Annotated in this window: 11 protein-coding genes and 1 pseudogene; 7 read left to right on the top strand and 5 right to left on the bottom strand. The window is 66.9% G+C overall.

Features of this window, described 5'->3' with window-relative positions:
• Positions 1-18 precede the first annotated feature (18 nt).
• The 3 genes from BT264_RS20635 (at position 19) to BT264_RS20620 (ending at position 4,159) form a co-directional block, all read left to right on the top strand.
• On the top strand, positions 19-1,203 hold the full coding sequence (locus BT264_RS20635; protein ID WP_072440617.1) for a M20 aminoacylase family protein: 1,185 nt from the start codon (positions 19-21) through the stop codon (positions 1,201-1,203).
• 373 nt (positions 1,204-1,576) lie between these two features.
• Positions 1,577-2,479 (top strand): GNAT family N-acetyltransferase, encoded by a 903-nt coding sequence (locus BT264_RS20630; protein WP_072440618.1) that lies wholly within the window; start codon positions 1,577-1,579, stop codon positions 2,477-2,479.
• 402 nt (positions 2,480-2,881) lie between these two features.
• Complete coding sequence (locus tag BT264_RS20620; RefSeq protein WP_072440667.1) at positions 2,882-4,159, top strand: NAD(P)/FAD-dependent oxidoreductase; 1,278 nt, start codon at positions 2,882-2,884, stop codon at positions 4,157-4,159.
• A gap of 185 nt (positions 4,160-4,344) precedes the next feature.
• Here the strand turns inward: BT264_RS20620 and BT264_RS20615 are convergent, their stop codons facing one another.
• Entirely contained in the window at positions 4,345-6,696 is a 2,352-nt protein-coding gene (locus BT264_RS20615) for a sensor histidine kinase (RefSeq protein WP_072440669.1), read from the bottom strand.
• Positions 6,689-7,522: a response regulator transcription factor gene (locus BT264_RS20610; RefSeq protein ID WP_072440622.1), complete on the bottom strand. Its 834-nt coding sequence runs from the start codon at positions 7,520-7,522 to the stop codon at positions 6,689-6,691. The genes BT264_RS20615 and BT264_RS20610 overlap by 8 nt, the downstream gene beginning before the upstream one ends.
• Positions 7,523-8,990: 1,468 nt before the next feature.
• Here BT264_RS20610 and BT264_RS20600 point away from each other — a divergent pair.
• From BT264_RS20600 to uvrA, 3 genes are all read left to right on the top strand, one after another.
• Positions 8,991-12,983 carry a YadA-like family protein gene (locus BT264_RS20600; protein ID WP_072440624.1) on the top strand — a complete coding sequence of 1,331 codons (3,993 nt, stop codon included), beginning with the start codon at positions 8,991-8,993 and terminating at the stop codon, positions 12,981-12,983.
• An 89-nt stretch (positions 12,984-13,072) separates the two neighbouring features.
• The gene (locus BT264_RS20595; protein WP_072440626.1) at positions 13,073-13,735 is read left to right on the top strand and encodes an OmpA family protein; all 663 of its coding nucleotides are present in this window, start codon (positions 13,073-13,075) and stop codon (positions 13,733-13,735) included.
• 251 nt (positions 13,736-13,986) lie between these two features.
• Positions 13,987-19,890, top strand: coding sequence for an excinuclease ABC subunit UvrA (uvrA, locus tag BT264_RS20590; RefSeq protein WP_072440628.1), 5,904 nt, complete (start codon positions 13,987-13,989; stop codon positions 19,888-19,890).
• Positions 19,891-19,964: 74 nt separating this feature from the next.
• Here uvrA and BT264_RS20585 read toward each other — a convergent pair whose 3' ends face one another.
• Entirely contained in the window at positions 19,965-20,699 is a 735-nt protein-coding gene (locus BT264_RS20585; RefSeq protein ID WP_072440630.1) for an ABC transporter substrate-binding protein, read from the bottom strand.
• Positions 20,700-20,900: 201 nt separating this feature from the next.
• Between BT264_RS20585 and BT264_RS20580 the strand changes: the two genes are divergently transcribed.
• The gene (locus BT264_RS20580) at positions 20,901-21,065 is read left to right on the top strand and encodes an FmdB family zinc ribbon protein (protein WP_072440632.1); all 165 of its coding nucleotides are present in this window, start codon (positions 20,901-20,903) and stop codon (positions 21,063-21,065) included.
• Between the two features lie 176 nt (positions 21,066-21,241).
• Here BT264_RS20580 and BT264_RS20575 read toward each other — a convergent pair whose 3' ends face one another.
• Entirely contained in the window at positions 21,242-22,237 is a 996-nt protein-coding gene (locus tag BT264_RS20575; RefSeq protein WP_072440634.1) for an NAD(P)H-quinone oxidoreductase, read from the bottom strand.
• Positions 22,238-22,416: 179 nt separating this feature from the next.
• A pseudogene (locus BT264_RS39615) lies at positions 22,417-22,727 on the bottom strand (transposase); the annotation flags it as partial.

The following is a 22,727-nucleotide window of genomic DNA, read 5'->3' as shown; positions in this document are numbered from 1 at the left end:
CTTGTAAAGGTGCCGAAATTGGAAAACCCCGTGATCCCCGACGCGTCGCTGAAAGCCCATTACGCGCACTGGGCGACGTTGCGCCGCGACCTGCATGCGCATCCCGAGTTGCGCTTCGAAGAGCACAGGACGGCCGACGTCGTCGCCCGCGAGCTTGAAGCTCTCGGCTATGCGGTGTCGCGCGGGCTCGGACGCACGGGCGTCGTCGCGAGCCTGCCCGGTGCGGACCCGGGCCGCGGCATCGTGCTGCGTGCCGATCTGGATGCGTTGCCGATCCAGGAAGCCAACGACTTTGAGCATGCATCGGGCGCCCATGGGGTCATGCACGCGTGCGGGCATGACGGGCATACCGTCATGTTGCTGGGGGCCGCGCGCATCCTGAAGGAACTGCCGCAGTTGCCGGGCACGGTTCATTTCGTGTTTCAGCCCGGCGAAGAGGGGGGCGCGGGCGCGCGCAAGATGATCGACGACGGGCTGTTCGAGCACTATCCGACGGAGGCGGTATTCGGCATGCACAACTGGCCGGGTTTGCCTGCCGGGCATTTCGGGTTGCGTACCGGCCCGATCATGGCCGCGGGCTGCCGATTCAGGATCACGGTAACGGGCAAGGGCGCGCATGCGGCGCAGCCGCATCTGGGCATCGACCCCGTCCCGCTCGCGTGTTCGATGGTGCTGCAGTGTCAGACCATCGCCGCGCGGCACAAGGATCCCGTGGATCCCGCCGTCATTTCCGTCTGCATGTTCCATGCGGGAACGACGGACAATGTCATTCCGGACCGCGCCGAGTTGCGCGGGACGATTCGCACGCTGTCGTCGACATTGCAGCAGAAGTTGCAGCGCGACGTCCAGCTCATGTGCGAGGGGCTGGCCCGTGCCTACGGCGCGCAAGTGGACGTCGAGTTTTTCCAGTACTACCCCGCGACGGTCAACACGGCGGCCGAGACCGCACTCTGCGAAGCGGTCATTCGCGAGACGTTCGGCGCCGAACGCCTTAACCGCGACGTGCCGCCGAACATGACGTCCGAAGATTTCGGCTTCATGCTGGAGGAGCGGCCCGGCGCGTATGTGCTGATCGGCAATGCGCAGGCCGGAACGGCCGCGCCGGCGCTGCATCACCCGAAATACGATTTCAACGACGACATCATTCCGGCCGGCGTCCGGTATTGGGTCGCGCTGGCGCAGCATTACTTCGCGACCGTATGACGCGGCGGTTCGATCGATCATGCCCGGCGGATTCGTCGCGCGATCAGGGCGCGGTGCCCGTATCGCGCATGCGGAGCAGTCACGACAGGCGTTCGCCGGGGACGTATGCTCGATGCCGAACAAGTCGGTCGCCGAGCCGCATCGAATGGTAATGCGCGGGCTGAACATTAAAGACGCGTTAACAGCCGGTTTACGGGTTGTTAAGCATGACGAAGTCATTATTTCCTATAGTCGACTCCATGAACTTGCCGGTACGACGCGTATGCCGCGAACGCCCGGGCGTCGATGCGGGCTCGTCGAACATCCGGTGAGGCCGGGTCGCGCCGGCGTTCGCTCCCGGTTGCGGAATGGTGCCCTTTGGAAGGATCGCTTGATGAAACAGGAACACGTGATGAACGACTCTCGCTCGATGACGGAGCTTCGCTATCGAAGGTTCGCCGCGGCCGATATACCCGCGGCCCACGCGCTCTCCATGGCACTTCGCTGGCCATTCAGGCTGGAAGACTGGCAGTTTTCCGCCGACACGTCGATCGCGTTCGCGGCCGAGGAGAGCGGTGCGGTCATCGGTACGGCGATGTGCTGGAAGTTCGGCGCGGACCGTGCGTCCATCGGGCACGTCATCGTGTCGTCCGCACACCAGGGCCGGGGTATCGGCCGCGAGCTGATGGAGACGCTCCTCGAGGAACTGGGGCCGCGCATCACGTTCCTGCATGCGACGCCGGCCGGCCAGCCGCTCTACGAAAAGCTCGGTTTCGACGTGTGCGGATCGCTGGACCAGTATCAAGGGAACGTGAGCCGGCCTGCCGCGGTCGCACTGCCCGATGGCGAGCGGCTGCGGGCCGGGACGCCTGCCGATTTGCGCCGCCTCGTCGAACTGGATGCGCGCGCTTCCGGCCTCCAGCGCGATGCGCTTTTGTCGGCATTGCTGACGCGCGGGGAAAGCGTCGTGCTCGAGCGCGACGGGGAAATCGTCGGATTTTCGGTGCTGCGCCGCTTCGGCCGCGGCTACCTGATCGGCCCGGTGGTCGCACCGCGTTCGACCGGCGACGCGCGTGCGAGGGCGCTGATCGGCTATTGGTTGAGCGGCTTGGAGAACGAATTCGTCCGCATCGACGTACCTTCGGGAACGAGCTTGCCGGACTGGCTCGATATGCAGGGATTGAAGCGGGTGGACACCTGCTCGAAGATGGTTCGCAACGCGCCCGCCGCGGCACACGGCGGAGCGCCCGATCCGGCATGCGGGCTATACGGACTCGTCAGCCAGGCGATGTTGTAGGCCACGGCCGCGCACCCGGCGGCGGCGGTCGACGTCCAGCCAGGCCGCCGATCGCGATCCCGGCCGCTACGCTTGCGACGCGGACCCGCGCTTCAAGCGCGCCCTGATCGACATGTCGGTGGGGGCGTGACGCACGGCGCCGGCGCCTGCCATGAAGCGATCGGACGGCATTCGGCCGGTGCGCGGGCTGCCGCGCGGCTTGCGCATGTTGTGCTGCCGCGGCTGCGCAAAACAGCGGATGATGCGCGCGCCATGCGCCAATACGCGGCAACTGCGCTTTTTGGCGATGCTTAAATGGTATTCATCGGGCGGCCATCGCCCGATCACGAACCTGCGGCGACAGGCGGGCCGGCGCTCCGCATGCACGTCATTCGCGGCGCCCGAATGCTCACGAAGGATCCGATGAAATTCGAATCGTACTGGCTGGATACCCGCCCCGACTTTCGCGCCGGCAGCGAAGGGCCCGTCGAAGGGCGTGCCGACGTGGTCGTGATCGGCGGTGGTTTTACCGGGTTGTCGGCGGCGCTGGCGCTCGCGCAGCGCGGCGTGTCGGTCGTGGTGCTCGAAGCCGCACAGGTTGCGGCCGAGGCATCCGGCCGCAACGGCGGCCAATGCAATACCGGCGTCGCTCAGGACTACGCGTCGCTCGCCGGGCGAATCGGCGCCGCGCAGGCGAAGCAGTTCTATCGCGCCTACGAGAGCGCGGTGCGAACCGTAGAAACGATCGTCGCCGAACACGCGATCGACTGCGATTTCCGGCGCGCCGGCAAGCTGAAGCTTGCCGCGAAGCCGCAGCATTTCGCGGGGCTCGCGAAGACCTTCGACGCATTGCGGCGCGACGTCGATCCGGACATCGAACTGATCGACCCGGCGCGAATTCGCGACGAGGTCGGTTCCGACGGCTTTTACGGCGGCCTGCTGCAGCGCAACGGCGCACAGATGCACATGGGCAAGTTCGGGGTCGGGCTCGCGCAAGCCGCGGCGCGGGCCGGCGCGCGCATCTACGAGCATGCGGCCGTCACGCAACTCGAGCGGCTCGATGGCGAGCGCCACGCGATCACCAGCACGCGCGGCACGATCGTGGCCGATCGCGTGTTGGTCGCGACCGGCGCATCGCAGCACGGGCCGTTCGCATGGTTCCGGCGGCGCATCGCGCCGGTCGGCAGTTTCATCGTCGTCACCGAGCCGCTTCCCGACGAACAACTGAACCGGCTGCTGCCGCACCGCCGTGCCTACGTGACGTCGCGCCAGATCGGCAATTACTTCCGCGTGACGCCCGACAACCGGCTGCTGTTCGGCGGCCGCGCGCGCTTCGCGATGTCGAGCCCGCGCTCCGACGCGAAAAGCGGCGACATCCTGCGCGCCGGGATGGCCGAGTATTTCCCGGCGCTCGCGAACGTGCGGCTCGACTATTGCTGGGGCGGGCTCGTCGACATCACCGCCGACCGCCTGCCGCGTGCCGGCCAGCACGACGGCGTCTATTACTCGATGGGCTACAGCGGCCACGGCGTGCAGATGTCGGTGCACATGGGCCGCGTGATGGCCGACGTGATGTATGGCGCGGCCGCGTCGAATCCGTGGCGCGAGCTCGACTGGCCGGCAATACCGGGCCATTTCGGGCACGCGTGGTTCCTGCCGTTCGTCGGCGCGTATTACCGGCTGCAGGACATCCTGCACTGAACGATGAAAAGACGCGCGCCGGGCCGGCCGCGTGCGCTGTGCACAGACGCTGATGGAAGCCGGCGTGCGGCCGTTCGCGCGCGGCTTCCGGCGAATCCGGGCTGACCGGGATCATTTGCGTCGCCCGGCTCGTCGAGCGGGCCGATTGTCAGCGGCGTTGAACGGCGGTCGAACGACGTGCCCTGCTATCGGGTCGGCCCGGCCGTATCCGCCTCGACGTCGAACGACGCATCCGCGATACGCGCGCGTTTCAGCGAGCCGGCGAGCTTCTCGATCGCGTGCAGATCGAGGGCGTCGAGGTGCTCGCGCGTCGCCTGCGCGAAGGCTGCATGGGCCGGCTCGTCCGCAAACCGGCCGAGCCATTCCTCGATATCGGTGAGCCGGCCCTCGCCGGCGAGCTGGATCAGTTCGTCGAGCGCATCGTCGGACGGGCCGTGCGGTACGGGTGCGGCGAGCTCCGGTTCGGCGTCGCCCGCCGGCTGAAACCGCCGGACGAGCCACGACGCCGGCACGAGCGCGTGCCCGACGGCCGGCGCGACGACCGGGAACGAGAACGACGTGCCGACGCCCGGCCGGCTGGAGACGGCCAGTTCGCCACCCATCGCGGCGACGATACGCTGCGCGATGAACAGGCCGAGCCCCGTTCCTCCGTTGACGGCCTGCACCTGCTGGTACGCACGGAAGATGTCGGCCGTTCCGGCGATGTCGATCCCGATGCCCGTATCGGCGACCTCGAACACGAGGCGCCATGCATCGCCTTCCCGCGATGCACGAACCGACAGTGTTACCGTGCCGTCGCGCGTGAACTTCGATGCGTTGGACAGCAGGTTGAGCAGCACCTGCTGCAGCCGGATGCCGTCGATCGACAGCTTGCGCGGCAACGGCGTCAGCGGCCGATAGTCGAACCGGTTGCCCTGCTGCGAACACAGCGCGACCGCATAGTCGCCGATATCGTTCAGCAGGCCGGGCAGGTCGGTCACGTCGGGCGAAATGCCGAGCGGCTGAAGCTCGGCTTTGGTGAACGCGAGCAATTCGTCGATCAGCGCGAGCTGGTAGCGGATGCTGCGGTCGATCGACCGGATCAGCCGCGCCTGGCCGCGCGTCGCGCTTTGCAGCAGCAGCTTTGCGTAGCCGTTGATCGTGGACAGCGGTGCGCGCAAATCGTGGCTGACATAGCCGAGCGTCTCGATCTTCTGCTGCATGTGCGTCTTCGCCTGCTGCAGCGCGTCGTTGAGCGCGACGGTGCGTCTCGCCACTTCGTCGCGCAGCCGATCCTGTTCGGTGAGCTGCCAGTGCTCGAGCCGCTTGCGCGCGTCGGTGCGCTGGCGGCCCACGTGGTCGATCCATGCGGCCAGCACCAGCAGATGCGTGGCGAGCCCGATGATCGCGATGACGGGGTTCGGATAGAGGTCGGATTTCAGCCAGAACAGCCAGGCCGGCATCGCGTTCATGCCGTCGAGCATCCGGAGCAGGATGTTGAAGGTGGCGAACGTGACGGCGATCAGCATCACGCGGCTCGTCGGCGTGCGGCGGATCGCGAGCATCAGCGCGACGCTGATGTTCACGATCCCCATCGCCGTGTTCAGCCGCAGGCAGAACCACGCGAACGTCAGCAGGTCGCCGAACGCCGCGCCGGCCATGCCGACGCATTCGAGCGCGAGGAACGCAACGTAGACCGCACGCATCGGCATGCCGGCCTTTTCGCGGTGCGCCACCATCAGGATGAAGGCGATGAAGCAGGCCACCGACAGATACGCGAAGATCATCTCGCCGCGCGCGGACCACGCGTAGGCGCCGGGCCACAGATACATTGCGGTATAGCCGCGGTACGTCGCTTCGAACAGCGTCGTGCTCAGGGCCAGCACCGCCAGCACGACGAACTTGCCGCTGCGCGAAAAGAAACCGATCAGCAGCGCGCACCACACGAGTGCGAGCAGCCCGCCGAAGAAGCCGAAGTTCCACATCGCGGCGCGAAGTTCCTGCGCGTTCCATGCGTCGCGGGTGAACGCGGCCGGCGCGAGCCGCATTTCCTTGCGCGACGTGACGCGGATCAGCACGGGCAGCCGTTCGCCCGCGCGCAGCGTCATGTCGAGCACCGGATATCGGGAAGCCGCACGGTTCGCGTCGCCGTTATCCGCCGGGAATCGGGCGGCGAGCGTCCACGCGCCGCCGCGTTCGACATAAAAGTCTGCCCGGTCGACGCGTGCGTCGCGAATCGCGAGCACCAGCGCGCGCTCGACGCTGTCGCGATTGGCCAGCGTCGCGCCCACCCACCACGCCGAGCGGGAAAACTCGATGTTGAAAGACGGTTCCGCTGCCGCTGCCGCAGGCGCGCCGCGTGGCGAACCTTCAAGCCGCGCGGCCACCTCGCCGACGGACATCGCCGCGCCCGGATCCTCGACGATCGATACCGCTTCCACGCGCGCGGAGCGTCCGGATGGCTCCGTCGCGTCGGCGCGGGGCGCCGCGCACGCGGCCACCAGCACCAGCAGGAGCGGCAGGACGGCGAGCCAGCCCGACGCGCGGTGCCTATGCATCGCGCGGGTGTTCATGCGACGGGGGCGGTGCGTCGACCATCGGGCGCTGGCGCCGCCAGTCGGACGGCGTGATGCCGAAGCGCTCGCGAAACGCCGTGGCGAAATTGCCCGGCGTCGAAAAGCCGATTTCCTCGGCGATGTCGCCGATTCCCATCGACGTCTCCGCGAGAAAGTGCTTCGCCGCGCGCAGTCGCGTATCGCGCAGATATTCGAACACGGTCTGGCCAAGGTGATCGCGGAACACGCGGGACAGGCGCTTCTCGTGCGTGCCGACCTGCCGCGCGAGTTCGTCGAGCGCCGGCGGGTTGCGCAGTTCGCGCAGCAGGATCTCGCTGGCCGCACGCACCAGCGCGGCGTCGGGATGATCGGGCAGTTCGGGCAGGTGCGCAAACGGCTGGCTGCGACGCGCGCGTTTCAGGTGATTGCGGATTCGGGCGATCACCTCGGCCGGTTCGAACGGCTTCACGATGTAGTCGAGCGCACCGGTTTCGAGCCCCGCGATCCGATCCTCGAGATCGCCCGCCGCGGTCAGGATGATGACGGGAATGTTCTGCGTCGATGGCGTTGACGCCAGCAGCCGGCACGCGGCGAAACCGTCCATGCGCGGCATCCGCACATCCATCAGGATCAGGTCGGGTGCGATGGCCTGCGCGCGGTGATACGCCTGCAGGCCGTCGAATGCGACGCTGATCCGGCACCGCGCGGCGCGCAGGATTTCCGTCAGGAGCCGCAGGTCGTTCGGGCGGTCGTCCACGACGAGAATGTGTGCGCCAGCGAGATCCGGCGTGGCGCGGAGCGACGCCGGACTGGACGAGCGGGATGACATGGTTGCTAAAGCTTAGGGGGTAGGCCGGGGGGCGGACTCGCTGCATCTGTGTGCGCGATTGTTGCAAAAAATTATATGCCGACAAAGACACAGGCGGTGGGGATTCCGTGCGGCGCGTGTGGGCATGTTTGACAGCGCGACGGTCTGTCGCGATCGCCGCAACCGGGGGCGGAAAATCGGATGGAAAAAAATTCCGATTTCGATATTAAATACCGGATTTTATTTCCGATCGAATGGCCGATGAATTGAATTGGCCCGGACGATGAATTGACGTTCGTTATATCGAGAAGGTGGTCGGCACGGCGGCGGATCGGGTTCATCGATTCACTGTCTCAACGATTAAGGTTTTTTTATGGTTCGTTAAAAATACTTTCACATATATCCGGCTCGTCGCGCAGGATTGTATGAATGTAAATAACATCCGCTCCGGAAAACAATTTGTCCGCTCCGGAAAAGGTTCGATCGAAAGAAGCTCGGCACACTAGGCAGGACGCGGCTGGAATCGGTTCTTTGACATGACCCGGTCCCGCGCGAAAATTCCTGTCGCTGCCGTCTTTCCGAGAATGCGGCATTCAATGTGACATTGAATGCTGGCGGTCCCACTTTTCGGGACGACGGCGATGCGGCGAAGGTTGGCACGAGGTAATGCGAGCTTCATCGTTCGTCGAATGCACCGATATGAAAAATTACCGATGAATCATGAAGCAGATGCGAGTTTGGCACATCAGGCAACAAAAAATCGTCAAACAAAGTCAGTAGATTAATTGAGTGCAGGGGTCATCCGGCGGTCATCTTCCATTCCGGAAATCCGGAATCGAAGATGCGCGCCAGGATGGAAAGAGTGAGTGGGTTCGCGTCGATCGCCGGGCGGTTCGATCCTTCGGGAGGCGGTTGCGCGAGATGCACTCTCGAATCAGGCGGGCGCGAAAAAACATGAACATCAAAAGCATGGCAGATCAAGGCACCGGTTCGCCCGAGCCGTTGTCGGCGGTCAGCGGCCGCGGGCCGGCGGCGCATGCATCGGCTCCGGGGGCCATGCGACGCCATCCTCCCCCCGAATGACATAGCGGGACCGCGCGGCGGTTCGGCGCGGCATCCGTCCATCCGGCGTCTGAACGACGCTTTCTCATGAAATCCGAGGTCGCCCGCGGTTCGGCGCGACGGCGTGCGCACGCGTTCTTTCGCGGTGCGGCGCGCCGCGTGCCGCCTGATCCGGGAGCCCGGTTTCGATGATTCGATAAACCACGATCGTCGTCGTGCGTCGTGTCGTCCGGACACGGGCCGCGTACGGTCGCGTGATCGCGACGTGCGTCGCGTGTGTCGTGCAGAGCCGTCCGGCAGTCAAGTTAGAAGTCCGAAGTAGGTTGCGGAGCGTCGCGAGACGGGTGAAAACGGAGACGGAGACAGTCTTCGCCCGGCCGCGTTCGCTGTTGCGTCATCCAGCACATGTGAACCGAGGGAAAACAAGATGAACAAGTCGTTCAAGTCGATCTGGAACGAAGCACTGGGCGCGTGGGTCGCGGCGTCGGAGCTCGATCGTGCGCGCGGCAAGCGGGTTGCGTCGTCGAGAAGCGCGTGCGCGCATGCGGCGGAGGCGGGCTCCGCCGCGGGCATCGCTACGCCGCCGGCGCTGTCGCCCAGGCGACTCGTCGTGATGATGGCGGCCGCGTATCTCGGGCTGTTCCAGGCCGGTGCGCATGCGCAATATTCGCAGGGCGGCGGCTCCGCGACCGGGGGTCCCAGTTCGATCTCGATCGGTAACGGGTCGCTTGCCACGCAGGTGAATTCCACCGCATACGGCAACCTGTCGACGGCCGCGGGTGTGTCGTCCACCGCGATCGGGCCGGGCGCGCACGCGATGGGCGACGGCGGGACGGCCATCGGCATCAACTCGCAGGCGACCGGCGTCAATAGCTCGGCGCTGGGCGTGCAGGCGATCGGCAGCGGCGCTTACTCGGTTGCCGTCGGCAATCTGTCGAGCGCGACCCAGAGCGGTACAGTGGCGATCGGCAGCGGCGCGGCCGCGACCGGCGTGTCGGCGGTCGGGCTCGGCAACAATGCGCTGGCGTCCGGCCAGTATGCGGCCGCGCTCGGTCTCGGGGCGAGCGCGGTGGGGGCGCAAAGCGTCTCGCTCGGCTATGCGTCGAATGCAACCAATACGGGCTCGGTCGCGCTCGGCAACCAGTCGACGAGTTCGGGCGCGGCCGGCGTCGCGGTGGGCAGCGGCGCGCTGGCTTCCGGAAATTCGGCCGTGGCGATGGGCGTCAACAGCGGCGCGAAGGGCGGGTCGTCGATCGCGATCGGCTGGGGCGGCGTTGCAGGCGTGCCCGGTTCGGGCACGCAGTCGCTCGGCACCAGCTCGATCGCGATGGGCTCGAAAACGACGGCCGGCGCCGACAACGCGATTGCGTTCGGCCTGAGCGCCAATGCGTCGGGCCTCAGTTCGGTCGCGATGGGCGTTCAGTCGAGCGCGACGCAGCAGTTCGGCGTGGCGCTGGGCAATCTCGCGCTCGCGACCGGCATATCGGCGACGGCGCTGGGCCCTGGCGCGACGGCGTCGGCGGTGAATGCGACGGCGATCGGCATCAACAGTGTCGCGGCGGCGGGTTCCACCGTGGCGCTGGGCGACAGCAATTCGGTTGCCGCCGCGGCAGGCGCGGGCTCGATCGCCGGCGGTAACAGCTCGAAGGTGCTGGGCGGCATCGGTGCGGTGGCGCTCGGGTTTGGCCAGACCGTCAGCGGCAACGGCGCGGTGGCAATCGGCGATCCGAGCACCGCGATCGGCACCGGCGCGGTGACGGCCGGTTCGAACAACACCGCGAACGGCGACGGTGCGGTGGCGATCGGCAACACGAACAACGCGCAGGGCATCGGCTCGGTCGCGCTCGGCAATACGTCGACCGCGGCGGCAGCGGGCGCGGTGGCGTTCGGCGCGTCGGCGGTGGCGAACAACGCGAACGACGTCGCGCTCGGCTCCGGCTCGGTGACGGCCGCGCCGAATCCGACCGCGACCGGCACCATCGGCGGCGTCACGTACACGTTCAACGGCGTCAATCCGACCAGCGTCGTCAGCGTCGGCGCGCCGGGCAGCGAGCGCCAGATCACCAACGTCGCCGCGGGGCGGATCAGTTCGACCAGCACCGACGCGATCAACGGCTCGCAGCTCGATGCGACGAACCAGGCGGTGACGTCGCTGTCGACGTCGACGTTGTCGAGCATCACGTCGTTGTCGACGTCGACATCGACGGGCATCGGCTCGCTGTCGACCGGCCTGAGCTCGACGAACAGCACGGTCACGTCGTTGTCGACGTCCACGTCTACCGGCTTGTCGTCGGCCAACAGCGCGATCACGTCGCTGTCGACGTCGACTTCGACGGGGATCAGCTCGCTGTCCACCGGCCTGAGTTCGACGAACAGCGCGATCACGTCGCTGTCGACGTCGACGTCGACGGGCATCGGTTCGCTGTCGACCGGCCTGAGCTCGACCAACAGCACGATCACGTCGTTGTCGACGTCGACGTCGACGGGCATCGGTTCGCTGTCGACCGGCCTGAGCTCGACGAACAGCACGATCACGTCGCTGTCCACATCGACGTCGACGGGCATCAGCTCGCTGTCGACCGGCCTGTCCAGCACCAACAGCAACCTGACGTCGCTGTCGACGGCCACGTCGACGGGCATCAGCTCGTTGTCCACGGGTCTCAGCTCGATCGCGTCGAACAACAACAACCTTGGCAACAGCACGGCCGGCGCGATCGGCGGCGGTTCGACCTACGATCCGACGACCGGCACGATCTCGGCGCCGTCGTACGTGACGTACAACCGCGACGGCTCGACGACGATCAACAACAACGTCGGCTCGGCGATCGACAACATCAACGCGAACGGCATCAAGTACTTCCACGCGAACTCGACCGCGCCGGACAGCCAGGCGCTGGGCCTCGACAGCGTGGCGATCGGGCCGAAGGCGATCTCGCAGGTGGACGGCGGCATCGCGCTCGGCTCGGGTTCGGTGTCCGATCGTCCGATCGTGCAGTCATCCGGGATCATGCGCAACGGCAGCGCGTCGATTCCGTTCGATACGACCGACGCGACGCTGCTCGGCGCGGTATCCGTCGGCAGTGCGGCGGGCAATTCCTATCGCCAGATCACCAACGTCGCGGACGGCACGGGGCAGCACGACGCGGTGACGCTGCGGCAGCTGACCGGCGCGTTGCAGTCGTTCGCGGTCACGCCCCAGAAGTACTTCCATGCGAATTCGACTGCGGCGGATTCGCTCGCGGTCGGCGCGGAATCGGTCGCGGTGGGGCCGACGACGGTGGTGAACGGCGATAACGGCGTGGGCATCGGCAACGGCGCGATCGTCGACCAGACCGCTCCCGGCGGCGTTGCAATCGGGCAGGCCGCGCATTCCGCGCAAGCCGACGCGATCGCGCTCGGCAGCGGCGCGACGGCAACCGGCGCGCAGTCCGTCGCGCAGGGCGCCAATGCGGTCGCGGTCAGCGTGGGCAGCGTCGCGCTCGGCTCGGGCGCGCGCAGCTCGGCGACCGATGCGCTCGCGCTCGGGGCCGGCGCGACGTCGACGTTCGCGAACAGCGTCGCGCTCGGCGCCGGTTCGCTGACGACGGTCGGCGCGCTGACGAACTACATCGCGTACGGCCTGAGCAGCCCGCAATCGTCGGCCGGCGAAGTGAACGTCGGCAACCGGCAGATCACCAGCCTCGCGGCCGGCAAGAACGGCACCGATGCGGTGAACGTGTCGCAGCTCGATGCGGTCGCCAACCAGCTGACGACGCTGATCGATCAGCGCACCGCGAACGGCTCGTATTCGACGAATCCGACCGGCACGAAGACCGCGCCGCTGCCGGCCGGCTCGAATTCGTCGGCGGGCGGCTCGGGCGCGGTGGCATCGGGCTCGAACAGCACGGCGGTCGGCAACAGTTCGACGGCGTCCGGCAGCGGCTCGACCGCGATCGGCGTCGGCGCGGTGTCGTCGGGCAACAACTCGACCGCGATCGGCGCCGGCAGCAACGACGGCGGCCGGTCGAACGTGGTCGCGGTCGGCTCGGCGGATGCGCCGCGGCAGGTCGCTAACGTCGCGGCGGGCACGCAGGGCACCGACGCGGTGAACGTCAATCAGCTGAATGCCGTATCGAACCAGTTCACGCAGTCGCTGAACACGGTCAACAACCAGCTCACGCAGATGCAGCAGCAGATCCAGCAGACCGACTCGATGGCGCGCCAAGGGATTGCCGCAACCGCCGCGATCGCGTCGATTCCGCACATGGATCGCGACTCCAATTTCGCGATGGGGGTCGGTACTTCGACGTTCCTCGGTCAGAAGGCCATGGCGGTCGGCGTGCAGGCGCGCATCACGGAGAACCTGAAGGCGACGTTGAACGGCGGTTTCGCCGGCAGTCAGCGCGTCGTCGGCGCCGGTATGTTGTATCAGTGGAAGTGATCGAGCGCGAACCACACGGAACGCACGCGAATGCGGCTGCGCCGCGCGCACCGCATTCGCTGCGCCCATCGCATTTTCGGAGTCATCAAGTGAAAAAACACCATCTTGCATTGCTGGCGTCCGTCGTTTCCCTGGCTGCGTGTTCGAGCGCATCGGGGCCGACGTTCAACGCGTACGAACTGCAGCCGCGCGACGGCATTCGAACCTTCCGCGTGGACTGCCACGGCATCCTGTCGAGCGAGAAGACCTGCATGAAAGTCGCGACGCGCATGTGCGGCAGCGATGCCGTGCGCACGGTCGATTCCGCGGCGCCGTTCCGCGATGGCGCGGACCCGCGCTCGCTCGTGTTCCAGTGCGGCGCGCCGGCAGCGCCGGCCCCGGCAGCTGCACCGGCCGCCCCGGCGGCCGCCGAGAAAGTCAGCCTGACGGGCGATGCGTACTTTGCGACCGACTCCGCCGCGCTGACGCCCACCGCGCAGGCTGCGCTCGACGCGTTGCTGAATCGTCAGGGCGACAAGCATTACTCGCGCGTGGACGTGACCGGCTATACCGACTCGACCGGCTCGGATGCGCACAATCTGTCGCTGTCGCGGCGGCGTGCGGAGGCGGTCGCGGCCTATTTGCGCGAGCATGGGCTGAAGGCGGATTCGTTCGCGGCGACGGGGCGCGGCGAGGCCGATCCGGCCGCGTCGAACGATACGGCGGAAGGGCGCGCGCGCAACCGGCGTGTGGAAATCCTGCTGCAGAAGTAGCCGCGGCGACACGGCATCGGCACGCGCGAGCGTCGCAACCGGCGGCGCGCGTGCCGCCGCTGCTTTGCCGGCCTGCCCGGTGGCGGGATCGCGATCCCGTCATGGAAAACTGTATGAATATACAGTATAGTATCCGTCGAACTCGAGCCGCTCGGGCATGATCCGGGCGGCACGCGCGCCGCGCCTGCGGGCATTCGCCGCAGCGTTCCGGCACCGTGAACCCTGGCTAACTCATTCGACGGGCAGGCAAATTGTCATCCAGCAATCTGATCCGCATTCGCGGAGCACGTCAGCACAACCTCAAGAATCTCGATCTCGACCTGCGCACCGGCGAAATGACGGTCGTCACCGGCCCGTCGGGCTCCGGCAAGTCGAGTCTCGTGTTCGATACGCTGTACGCGGAAGGCCAGCGTCGCTACGTCGAAACCTTCAGCGCGTATGCGCGGCAGTTTCTCGACCGGATGGACCGCCCGCAGGTCGACCGCGTCGACGGCGTGCCGCCCGCGATCGCGATCGACCAGACCAACCCGGTGCGCAGCTCGCGCTCGACCGTCGGCACGATGACCGAGCTGAACGATCACCTGAAGCTGCTGTACGCGCGCGCGGCCGAGCTGTTCGACCGCAAGACCGCGCGGCGGGTGCGGCACGACACGCCGGAGACGATCTACGCGGAGCTCGTCGCGCGCACGCAGGCGGACGACCCGCGCGTCGTCGTCACGTTTCCGGTCGAGTTGCCGGACTCGGCATCCGATGAAGAAGTCACGCAATGGCTGTCCGCGAGCGGCTATACGCGCGTGCAGGCGCAGCGCGAAGTCGCATCGCCCACCGGGCCGCGCAAGGTGCTCGACGTGGTGGCCGACCGGTTCCGCGTGCAGCAGGCCGACAAGGTGCGCGTCGTCGAGGCGATCGAGGCGTCGCTGAAGCGCGGCGGCGGGCGCGTGAACGTCTACGTGCTCGCGGCCGAGCCGGAAAACGCGGTCGGCACGCCCGCGGAGCCGCAGGTGTGGCGCTTCTCCACCGGGCTCCATGATCCCGACAGCGACCTGCGCTACGCGGAGCCGCAGGCGGCGCTGTTCTCGTTCAACTCGGCCTACGGCGCGTGCGAAACCTGCCGCGGCTTCGGCCGCGTGATCGGCGTCGATCTCGGCCTCGTGATTCCCGACGCGCGCAAGACGCTGCGCGGCGGCGCGATCAAGCCGATGCAGACGCCCGCGTGGAAGGAGTGCCAGGACGACCTGATGCGCTACGCGGCGAAGGCCGACATCCGGCGCGATGTGCCGTGGGCCGAGCTGACGGACGCCGAGCGCGACTGGGTCGTCAACGGCTCGCCGGACTGGAACGGCAAGTGGCAGAGCCAGTGGTACGGCGTGAAGCGCTTCTTCGGCTACCTCGAATCGAAAGCGTACAAGATGCATATCCGCGTGCTGCTGTCGAAATACCGCAGCTACACGCCGTGCGACGTGTGCGGCGGCGCGCGCCTGAAGACGGAATCGCTGCAATGGCGGCTCGGCTCGAAAGAGAATGCCGACGGCGTGCTCGCGCCGGCCGGCCGCTTCATGCCGCGCGGCGTCGACTGGAGCCGCGCGCAGCTCGAAGCGCTGCCGGGCCTGACCGTGCACGACCTGATGCTGCTGCCGATCGAGCGCATCCGCCGCTTCTTCGACGAAGTCAGCCTGCCGAGCGCGCTGCTCGACGACGCGCTGAAGCTGCTGCTCGCCGAAGTGCGCACGCGCCTGAAATACCTGTGCGACGTGGGTCTCGGCTACCTGACGCTCGACCGGCAGAGCCGCACGCTGTCGGGCGGCGAGGTGCAGCGGATCAACCTGACGACGGCGCTCGGCACGTCGCTCACGAAAACCCTGTTCGTGCTCGACGAACCGAGCATCGGGCTGCATCCGCGCGATCTCACGCGGATCGTCGAGGCGATGCAGCGGCTGCGCGACGCGGGCAATACGCTGGTCGTCGTCGAGCACGATCCGTCGGTGATGCTCGCGGCCGACCGGCTGATCGACATGGGCCCCGGCCCGGGCGAGCGCGGCGGCACGATCGTCTACGACGGCACGCCGGCCGACATCCGTTCGGCACACACGCTGACGGGCGAGTATCTCGGCGGCCGCAAGCATGTCGCGCATGCGTCGAACTGGGCGCGCCGGCCGGTCGACGCGGATACGCCGCGGATCGTGCTCGGCGGCGCGAGCGAACACAACCTGCGCGACGTGACGGTCGAGGTTCCGCTGCAGCGGCTCGTCTGCGTGACCGGCGTGTCGGGTTCCGGCAAATCCACGCTGCTGCAGGACGTGCTCTATCCGGCGATGGCGCGGCACCACGGCAAGGCGACCGAGTCGCCGGGCGCATATCGCAGCCTGACGGGCGCCGACCAGGTGGGCGACGTCGTGTTCGTCGACCAGTCGCCGATCGGCAAGACCACGCGCTCGAACCCGGCGAGTTATGTCGGCGCGTTCGACGAGATCCGCAAGCTGTTCGCGAAGGCGCCGCTCGCGCTGCAACGCGGCTACGGCGCCGGCACGTTCAGCTTCAACTCGGGCGACGGCCGTTGCCCGACCTGCGGCGGCTCGGGCTTCGAGCACATCGAGATGCAGTTCCTGAGCGACGTCTACCTGCGTTGCCCGGACTGCGACGGCAGCCGCTACCGCGCCGAGATTCTCGAAGTGCGCATCGAGCGCGACGGCCGCGCGCTGAACATCGCCGACGTGCTCGACCTGACCGTCAGCGAAGCGGCCGCGTTCTTCGCGACCGACGCCGAGGTGCTGCGCGTGCTGCAGCCGATCGTCGACGTCGGGCTCGAATACGTGAAGCTCGGCCAGCCGGTGCCGACGCTGTCGGGCGGCGAAGCGCAGCGCCTGAAGCTGGCCGGTTTCCTCGCCGAATCCGCGGCGGCGGTCAACGGCCGCCGGGTCGTCACGGAAGAGGCGCGCGTCGCGCGTGCGAAGTTGTTCATGTTCGACGAACCGACCACCGGGCTGCACTTCGACGACATCGCGAAGCTGATGCAGGCGTTCGGCAAGCTGCTTGCAGCCGGCCATTCGCTGATCGTGATCGAGCACAACCTCGACGTGATCCGCGCGGCCGACTGGCTGATCGATCTCGGCCCGGAAGGCGGCGACGGCGGCGGCCTCGTGCTGTGCGCGGGCACGCCCGACGACGTGAAGGCCTGCGCCGAGTCGCATACGGGCGTGGCGCTGCTGCAGTACGATCGTACAATGGATGCCGAAGCACCGCTCGGCGACGAAGGCGTGCCGCTGCAGGCCGTGCTGAACGCCGCGCGCGAACGGCGCGCGATCGAAGGCGAGGATGTCGTGCGGATCGTCAACGCGCGCGAGCACAACCTGAAGTCGCTCGACGTCGATATCCCGCACGGCAAGTTCAACGTGATCACCGGCGTGTCGGGTTCCGGCAAGTCGACGCTCGCGTTCGACATCCTGTTCCACGAAGGCCAGCGTCGTTACCTCGAATCGCTGAACGCGTATGCGCGCTCGATCGTGCAGCCGGCCGGGCGCCCCGAAGTCGACGCGGTGTACGGCATTCCGCCGACCGTCGCGATCGAGCAGCGGCTGTCGCGCGGCGGCCGCAAGAGCACCGTCGCGACGACGTCCGAAGTCTGGCATTTCCTGCGGCTGCTGTATGTGAAGCTCGGCCTGCAGCATTGCATCCACGACGGCACGCCGGTCACGTCGCAATCCGTCGAATCGATCGCCGCGCAGTTGCTGCGCGATCATCGCGGCGAGCACGTCGGGCTGCTCGCGCCGCTCGTCGTCAACCGCAAGGGCGTGTATACCGATCTCGCGAAGTGGGCGAAGGCGCGCGGCAGCACGCATCTGCGCGTCGACGGCGAGTTCGTCACGGTCGATCCGTGGCCGAAGCTCGACCGCTTCCGCGAGCACACGATCGAGCTGCCGGTCGCCGATATCGTCGTATCGCCGGACAACGAGGCCGAGCTGCGGCGCGTGCTCGACGAGACGCTCGAACTCGGCAAGGGCGTGATGCATCTGCTCGCGCCGCTCGACGGGCTGCACGATGCGATGCAGAACGATCGTTCGACCGCGCGCGTCGGTGCGGTCAAGGTGCTGTCGGTCAAGCGTGCGTGCCCGGTGTGCGGCACGAGCTACCCGGAGCTGGACCCGCGGATGTTCTCGTACAACAGCAAGCACGGCTGGTGCACGACCTGTGTCGGCACCGGCGTCACGCTCACGCGCGAACAGCGCGCGGCGTACGACGACACGGTGCTTGCCGAGGACGGCCGCGGCCGCGAGCAGACGCTGCCGTCGGACGAGCAGGAACCGGATGGCGTCGGCAACGAGCCGTGCCCGGATTGCGGCGGTACGCGGCTGAATCCGTCCGCGCGCGCGGTCACGTTCGACGCGCATCCGATCGTCGAGGTCGCGCAGTGGACGGTGTCGGATACGCGGCGCTGGATCGACGGGCTGGAACTCACCGGGCGCGACGCGCAGATCGCGCGCGACATCGTCAGCGAGATCGGCAGCCGCCTCGCGTTTCTCGAGGAAGTCGGGCTCGGCTACCTGAGCCTCGACCGTGCGGCGCCGAGCCTGTCGGGCGGCGAAGCGCAGCGCATCCGGCTCGCCGCGCAGCTCGGCAGCAACCTGCAGGGCGTCTGCTACGTGCTCGACGAGCCGACGATCGGCCTGCATCCGCGCGACAACCAGATCCTGCTGGACGCGCTGCGCAAGCTCGGCGACAAGGGCAATACGCTGGTCGTCGTCGAGCATGACGAAGACACCATCCGCCGCGCCGATCACATCATCGACGTCGGCCCGGGCGCCGGCAAGCGCGGCGGCACGCTGGTCGCACAAGGCGCGGTCGCGGATCTCGCCGCGCAGTCCGATTCGGTGACGGGGCGCCTGCTCGCGCATCCGATGGCGCATCCGCTGCAAACGCGCCGCGGCGTGAGCGTGCCGGGCAAGAAGGGCGGTGCCGCGGTGCCGGAAGCCTGGCTGACCGTGCATGGGGCACGGCTGCACAACCTGCGCGACGTCACGGTCGGCATTCCGCTCGCGCGGCTCGTCGCGGTGACGGGCGTCAGCGGGTCGGGCAAGTCGACGCTCGCGCGCGACGTGCTGATGACGAACCTGCTCGACGCGGTCGGCCGCTCGGTGCTGTCGTCGCCGGCCACGCGGCGCGCGCGCAAGGCCGCGCAGCAGGACGCACCGGCGGCCAACCGCCGTTCGAGCGTGCTCGCGCGCAGCGCGCCGCGGCCGTCGCTGAACGTTACGCATGCGTGGCAGGGCTGCGAGTCGTTGAGCGGCTGGGAACAGATCGATCGCGTGCTCGAAGTCGATCAAACGCCGATCGGCAAGACGCCGCGTTCGTGCCCGGCCACCTATATCGGCGTATGGGACACGATCCGCAAGCTGTTCGCGGATACGCTGGAAGCGCGTGCGCGCGGTTATACGGCGTCGCGTTTCTCGTTCAATACCGGCGACGGACGCTGCCCCGCGTGCGAGGGGCAAGGCGTGCGCACGATCGGCATGAGCTTTCTGCCGGACGTGAAGGTGCCGTGCGACGTGTGCCACGGGCAGCGCTTCAACCCGGAGACGCTCGCGGTCACGTGGCGCGGCCGGAACATCGGCGACGTGCTGACGATGGAGATCGACGAAGCGGTGGAATTTTTCGCGCCGATCTCGAACATCGCGCATCCGCTGCAGCTGATGAAGGATGTCGGCCTCGGCTACCTGACGCTCGGCCAGCCGTCGCCGACGCTGTCCGGCGGCGAGGCGCAGCGCATCAAGCTCGTCACCGAACTGACGAAGGTGCGCGACGACATCACGCGGCGCGGCCAGAAGGCGCCGCACACGCTGTACGTGCTCGACGAACCGACGGTCGGCCTGCACATGGCGGACGTCGCGAAGCTGATTCGCGTGCTGCACCGGCTGGTCGACGCGGGGCACAGCGTCGTCGTGATCGAGCATGACCTCGACGTGATCGCGGAAGCCGACTGGATCATCGATCTCGGGCCGGAAGGCGGCGTGGGCGGCGGCACGATCGTCGCGGCCGCGCCGCCGGAGGCGCTCGCGAAGGTGAGCGCGAGCCATACGGGGCAGGCGCTGAAGCCGGTGCTCGCGCGCACGGCGGCGGATGAGCGTGAAGCCGAGCGGCAGGGGGAAGCGCGGGTCGGTTGAATGCGGCGTGTCGAATGAACGGCTCCGGTGTCGGTTCAGACACCGGGGCCGTTTTTATTTCACGCGGTTTTCGGTCAGGCTGGCGGTGCGACGGACGCGCCGGTGATGCCGTGCCGCCGCAGGGAATCCGCGACGAAGCCCGACGCCTTCATGTCCTCGACGAATTCGTTCAGCGCCGCCGCGGCGGCCTCGCCGCGGCTCTTCGGCACGCCCATCGCCTGCCGGATCACCATGAACCGTTCGTCGAGCAGGCGCAGGCCCGTTGTCTTCGCTGCGTCGGCTTCGAGTTGTTGCTTCACACCCGCCGCCACTTCCAGTTGCTGTTCGACGAACGTCTGCACGACGGCCTGCGACGTCGGCGCGCGCACGATCTGCGCGGCCTTCAGTTCGCGGGTGAGGAACAGGTCGTATGCGCTGCCCTTGCCGACGGTCACGCGGTTGTGCGGCTGGTCGACGTCCTCGTTCGTGCGGATCGGCGAAGCGTCGCGCACGAGATAGAAACCCTCGATCAGCACGTACGGCGCGGTGAACGCGACCATTTCGCCGCGCAGCGGATCGACCGCGAAGAAACCGAAATCGGCGCGCTCTTCGGTCAGCGCCTGCACCGATTTTCCGGCGGTGTCGAACACGACGAGTTCCAGCTCGGCGGACAGGCGCTCGGCGAACGCGCGTGCCAGGTCGATCGACACGCCGAACGGTTCGCCGGTGGCCGGATCGCGGTTCGCGAGGATCGGGTTGCCGAGATTGATCGACGCGCGCAGCTTGCCGGTTGGGGTGAAGGCGGAGAGGATGGCTGGGGCGAGGGGCATGAGGGGGCTCGTTTGGGGGCGGATGGGCGATGGTGCATCGACGTTGAGCTTATCACCGGGCCGTGCGGGGAGCAGCGTGTTGTGGTGATGGAGGATTAGTGTCTGCACATGTCCTGCACTACAATTCTTCATCTGGGGTGCTGGACGCCGTCCGGGCTTCGTCCGTGGCGACACTTGCAAGCTTCGTGCCGGAGGGATGCCGTGCCTACTTACCAATACCGTTGTGAGAAGTGTGGCGAGACGTTCGAACATGTTGAACATCTCGCGGAGCATGAAACCGCTCACCCGCAATGCCCGAAATGTGGAAGCGAACAGGTTCAGCATGCGCCCACGTCATTTGTAGCTAAGACGTCGAGCAAGAGTTGAGCACGGTTCGCCAGCATCAATTCACTTTTTTGTGCGGTGATCCCTCCCGAAGCGAGAGACGCCTGCCCGGGGGATTCACATGCGGTCACTCGCGCAACGTCCGCGAATGGCCGCTTTGACCCGTGTCACAGCCAAGTGCGTCGACGCATATGCGCACAGATCGAGGAAGCTTCACTTCAAGTGTGCTCGCTCATCGTAAGGATGATCTTTCCTACGTTCACGGACGACTCCATCCGTCGATGCGCATCTGCGGCATTCTTCAGGGGAAAAACACTATCGACGACCGGTTCCAGGCCTGCACCGCCCGCAAAGCGTTCGAGCCAATGTTCGCGGAAGCGCCGAACCATTGCGTGTTTCTCGTCCTGCTCGCGCGACTTCATCACGGTGCCGATGATCTGCAGATGACGATACAGGATCTGTTCGAGACCAACGCTCACTTCACCGCCTCCGCCCAGGATGCCCACCTGCACCAGCCGGCCTCCGTTTGACAGGGACGCGACGTTGCGAGAAAAATATGGCGCGCCCACGAAGTCGATAACAATATCGACGCCTCGTTTGTCCGTCCTGCCGGCAACGACTTCTGCGAAATCTTCTGTCTTGTAGTCGATCGCATGGTCCGCACCGAGTTGAACGATGCGTTCCAGCTTCGAAGCTTCGGCTGTCGCGAAAATCGTCGCACCAGTCGCGTAAGCCAGTTGAACAGCAGCGGAGCCTACCCCGCCCGCCGCAGCGTGAATAAGCACCGAATCGCCACGCTGCAAGCGCCCAAGGTGTAACAGCGCTTCATGCGCCGTCACGAAAACTTCCGGTATCGCAGCAGCGTGGACATAGTCGAGTGTGCCCGGAATGGGCATCGCCATTCGCCAGTCGATACGCGCGAGCTCTGCATAGGCCCCGCCGCCGACCACGCCCATCACGCGATCACCGACCTTGTAACCCTGCACGCCGCTTCCGGTCTCGATCACTTCGCCAGCGATTTCGAGCCCCATGATCGTCGAGTCGCCGAAGTTCGGACGGCCATAGCCTCCTCGCCGGTGTGTAAGATCTGCGCGATTCACGCCTGCGGCATGGACGCGCACCAGCAGATCGTTCGAGCGAACGTCGGGCACCGGAACGTCGGCGAGTTGGAGGACCTCGGCCTCGCCGAATTCCATGAATGTGATGGCTTTCATTTCAAACCTTCCTGCGTCGTAGATGGATTTGTGGCGTGATCTTCGGGTTGCGTTTGCGCGCCGAGTGTTGCCTGCGCCGCAGCCGATGCCGAGATGGCCGCGGGGAACCCCGCATAGAACGCGAGGTGCGTGATTGCCGCAGAGAGCTCTTCATGCGCGTGTTGCCTCACGGGAAGATGTTACTCCAGCCTAATTGTCGTTTTCCGATTGTTCTGTGATGAAGGCTGGCGCTGCGTAGCGGCGCCAGCCTTCATCACATCGGCGTCGTCTAGTATCCGGGTCACCAGTTCTCGTGCACGGTTCGATCTCCATGCCTTCACTCGGCGCTGCAGGGTGCGTAGCTGAGCACTTGAATACATCGCGGGTGCCAGCGCGACGAGGCGCTCGTGCAGTTTCCTTGCTGTGATGCCGGGCTCGAATTCGAGCCATTGCTGGATCGTCGGCCACGTGTGCTCAAACGGATCTTGCCGGCTGCGCCACGTGTGCGGGA

This window comes from Burkholderia sp. NFPP32 (assembly GCF_900119325.1).
GTDB classification, from domain to species: Bacteria; Pseudomonadota; Gammaproteobacteria; order Burkholderiales; family Burkholderiaceae; genus Burkholderia; species Burkholderia pyrrocinia_C.
Note: the sequence above shows the minus strand (reverse complement) of the source record. Positions and strands in the feature narration are given on the sequence as shown.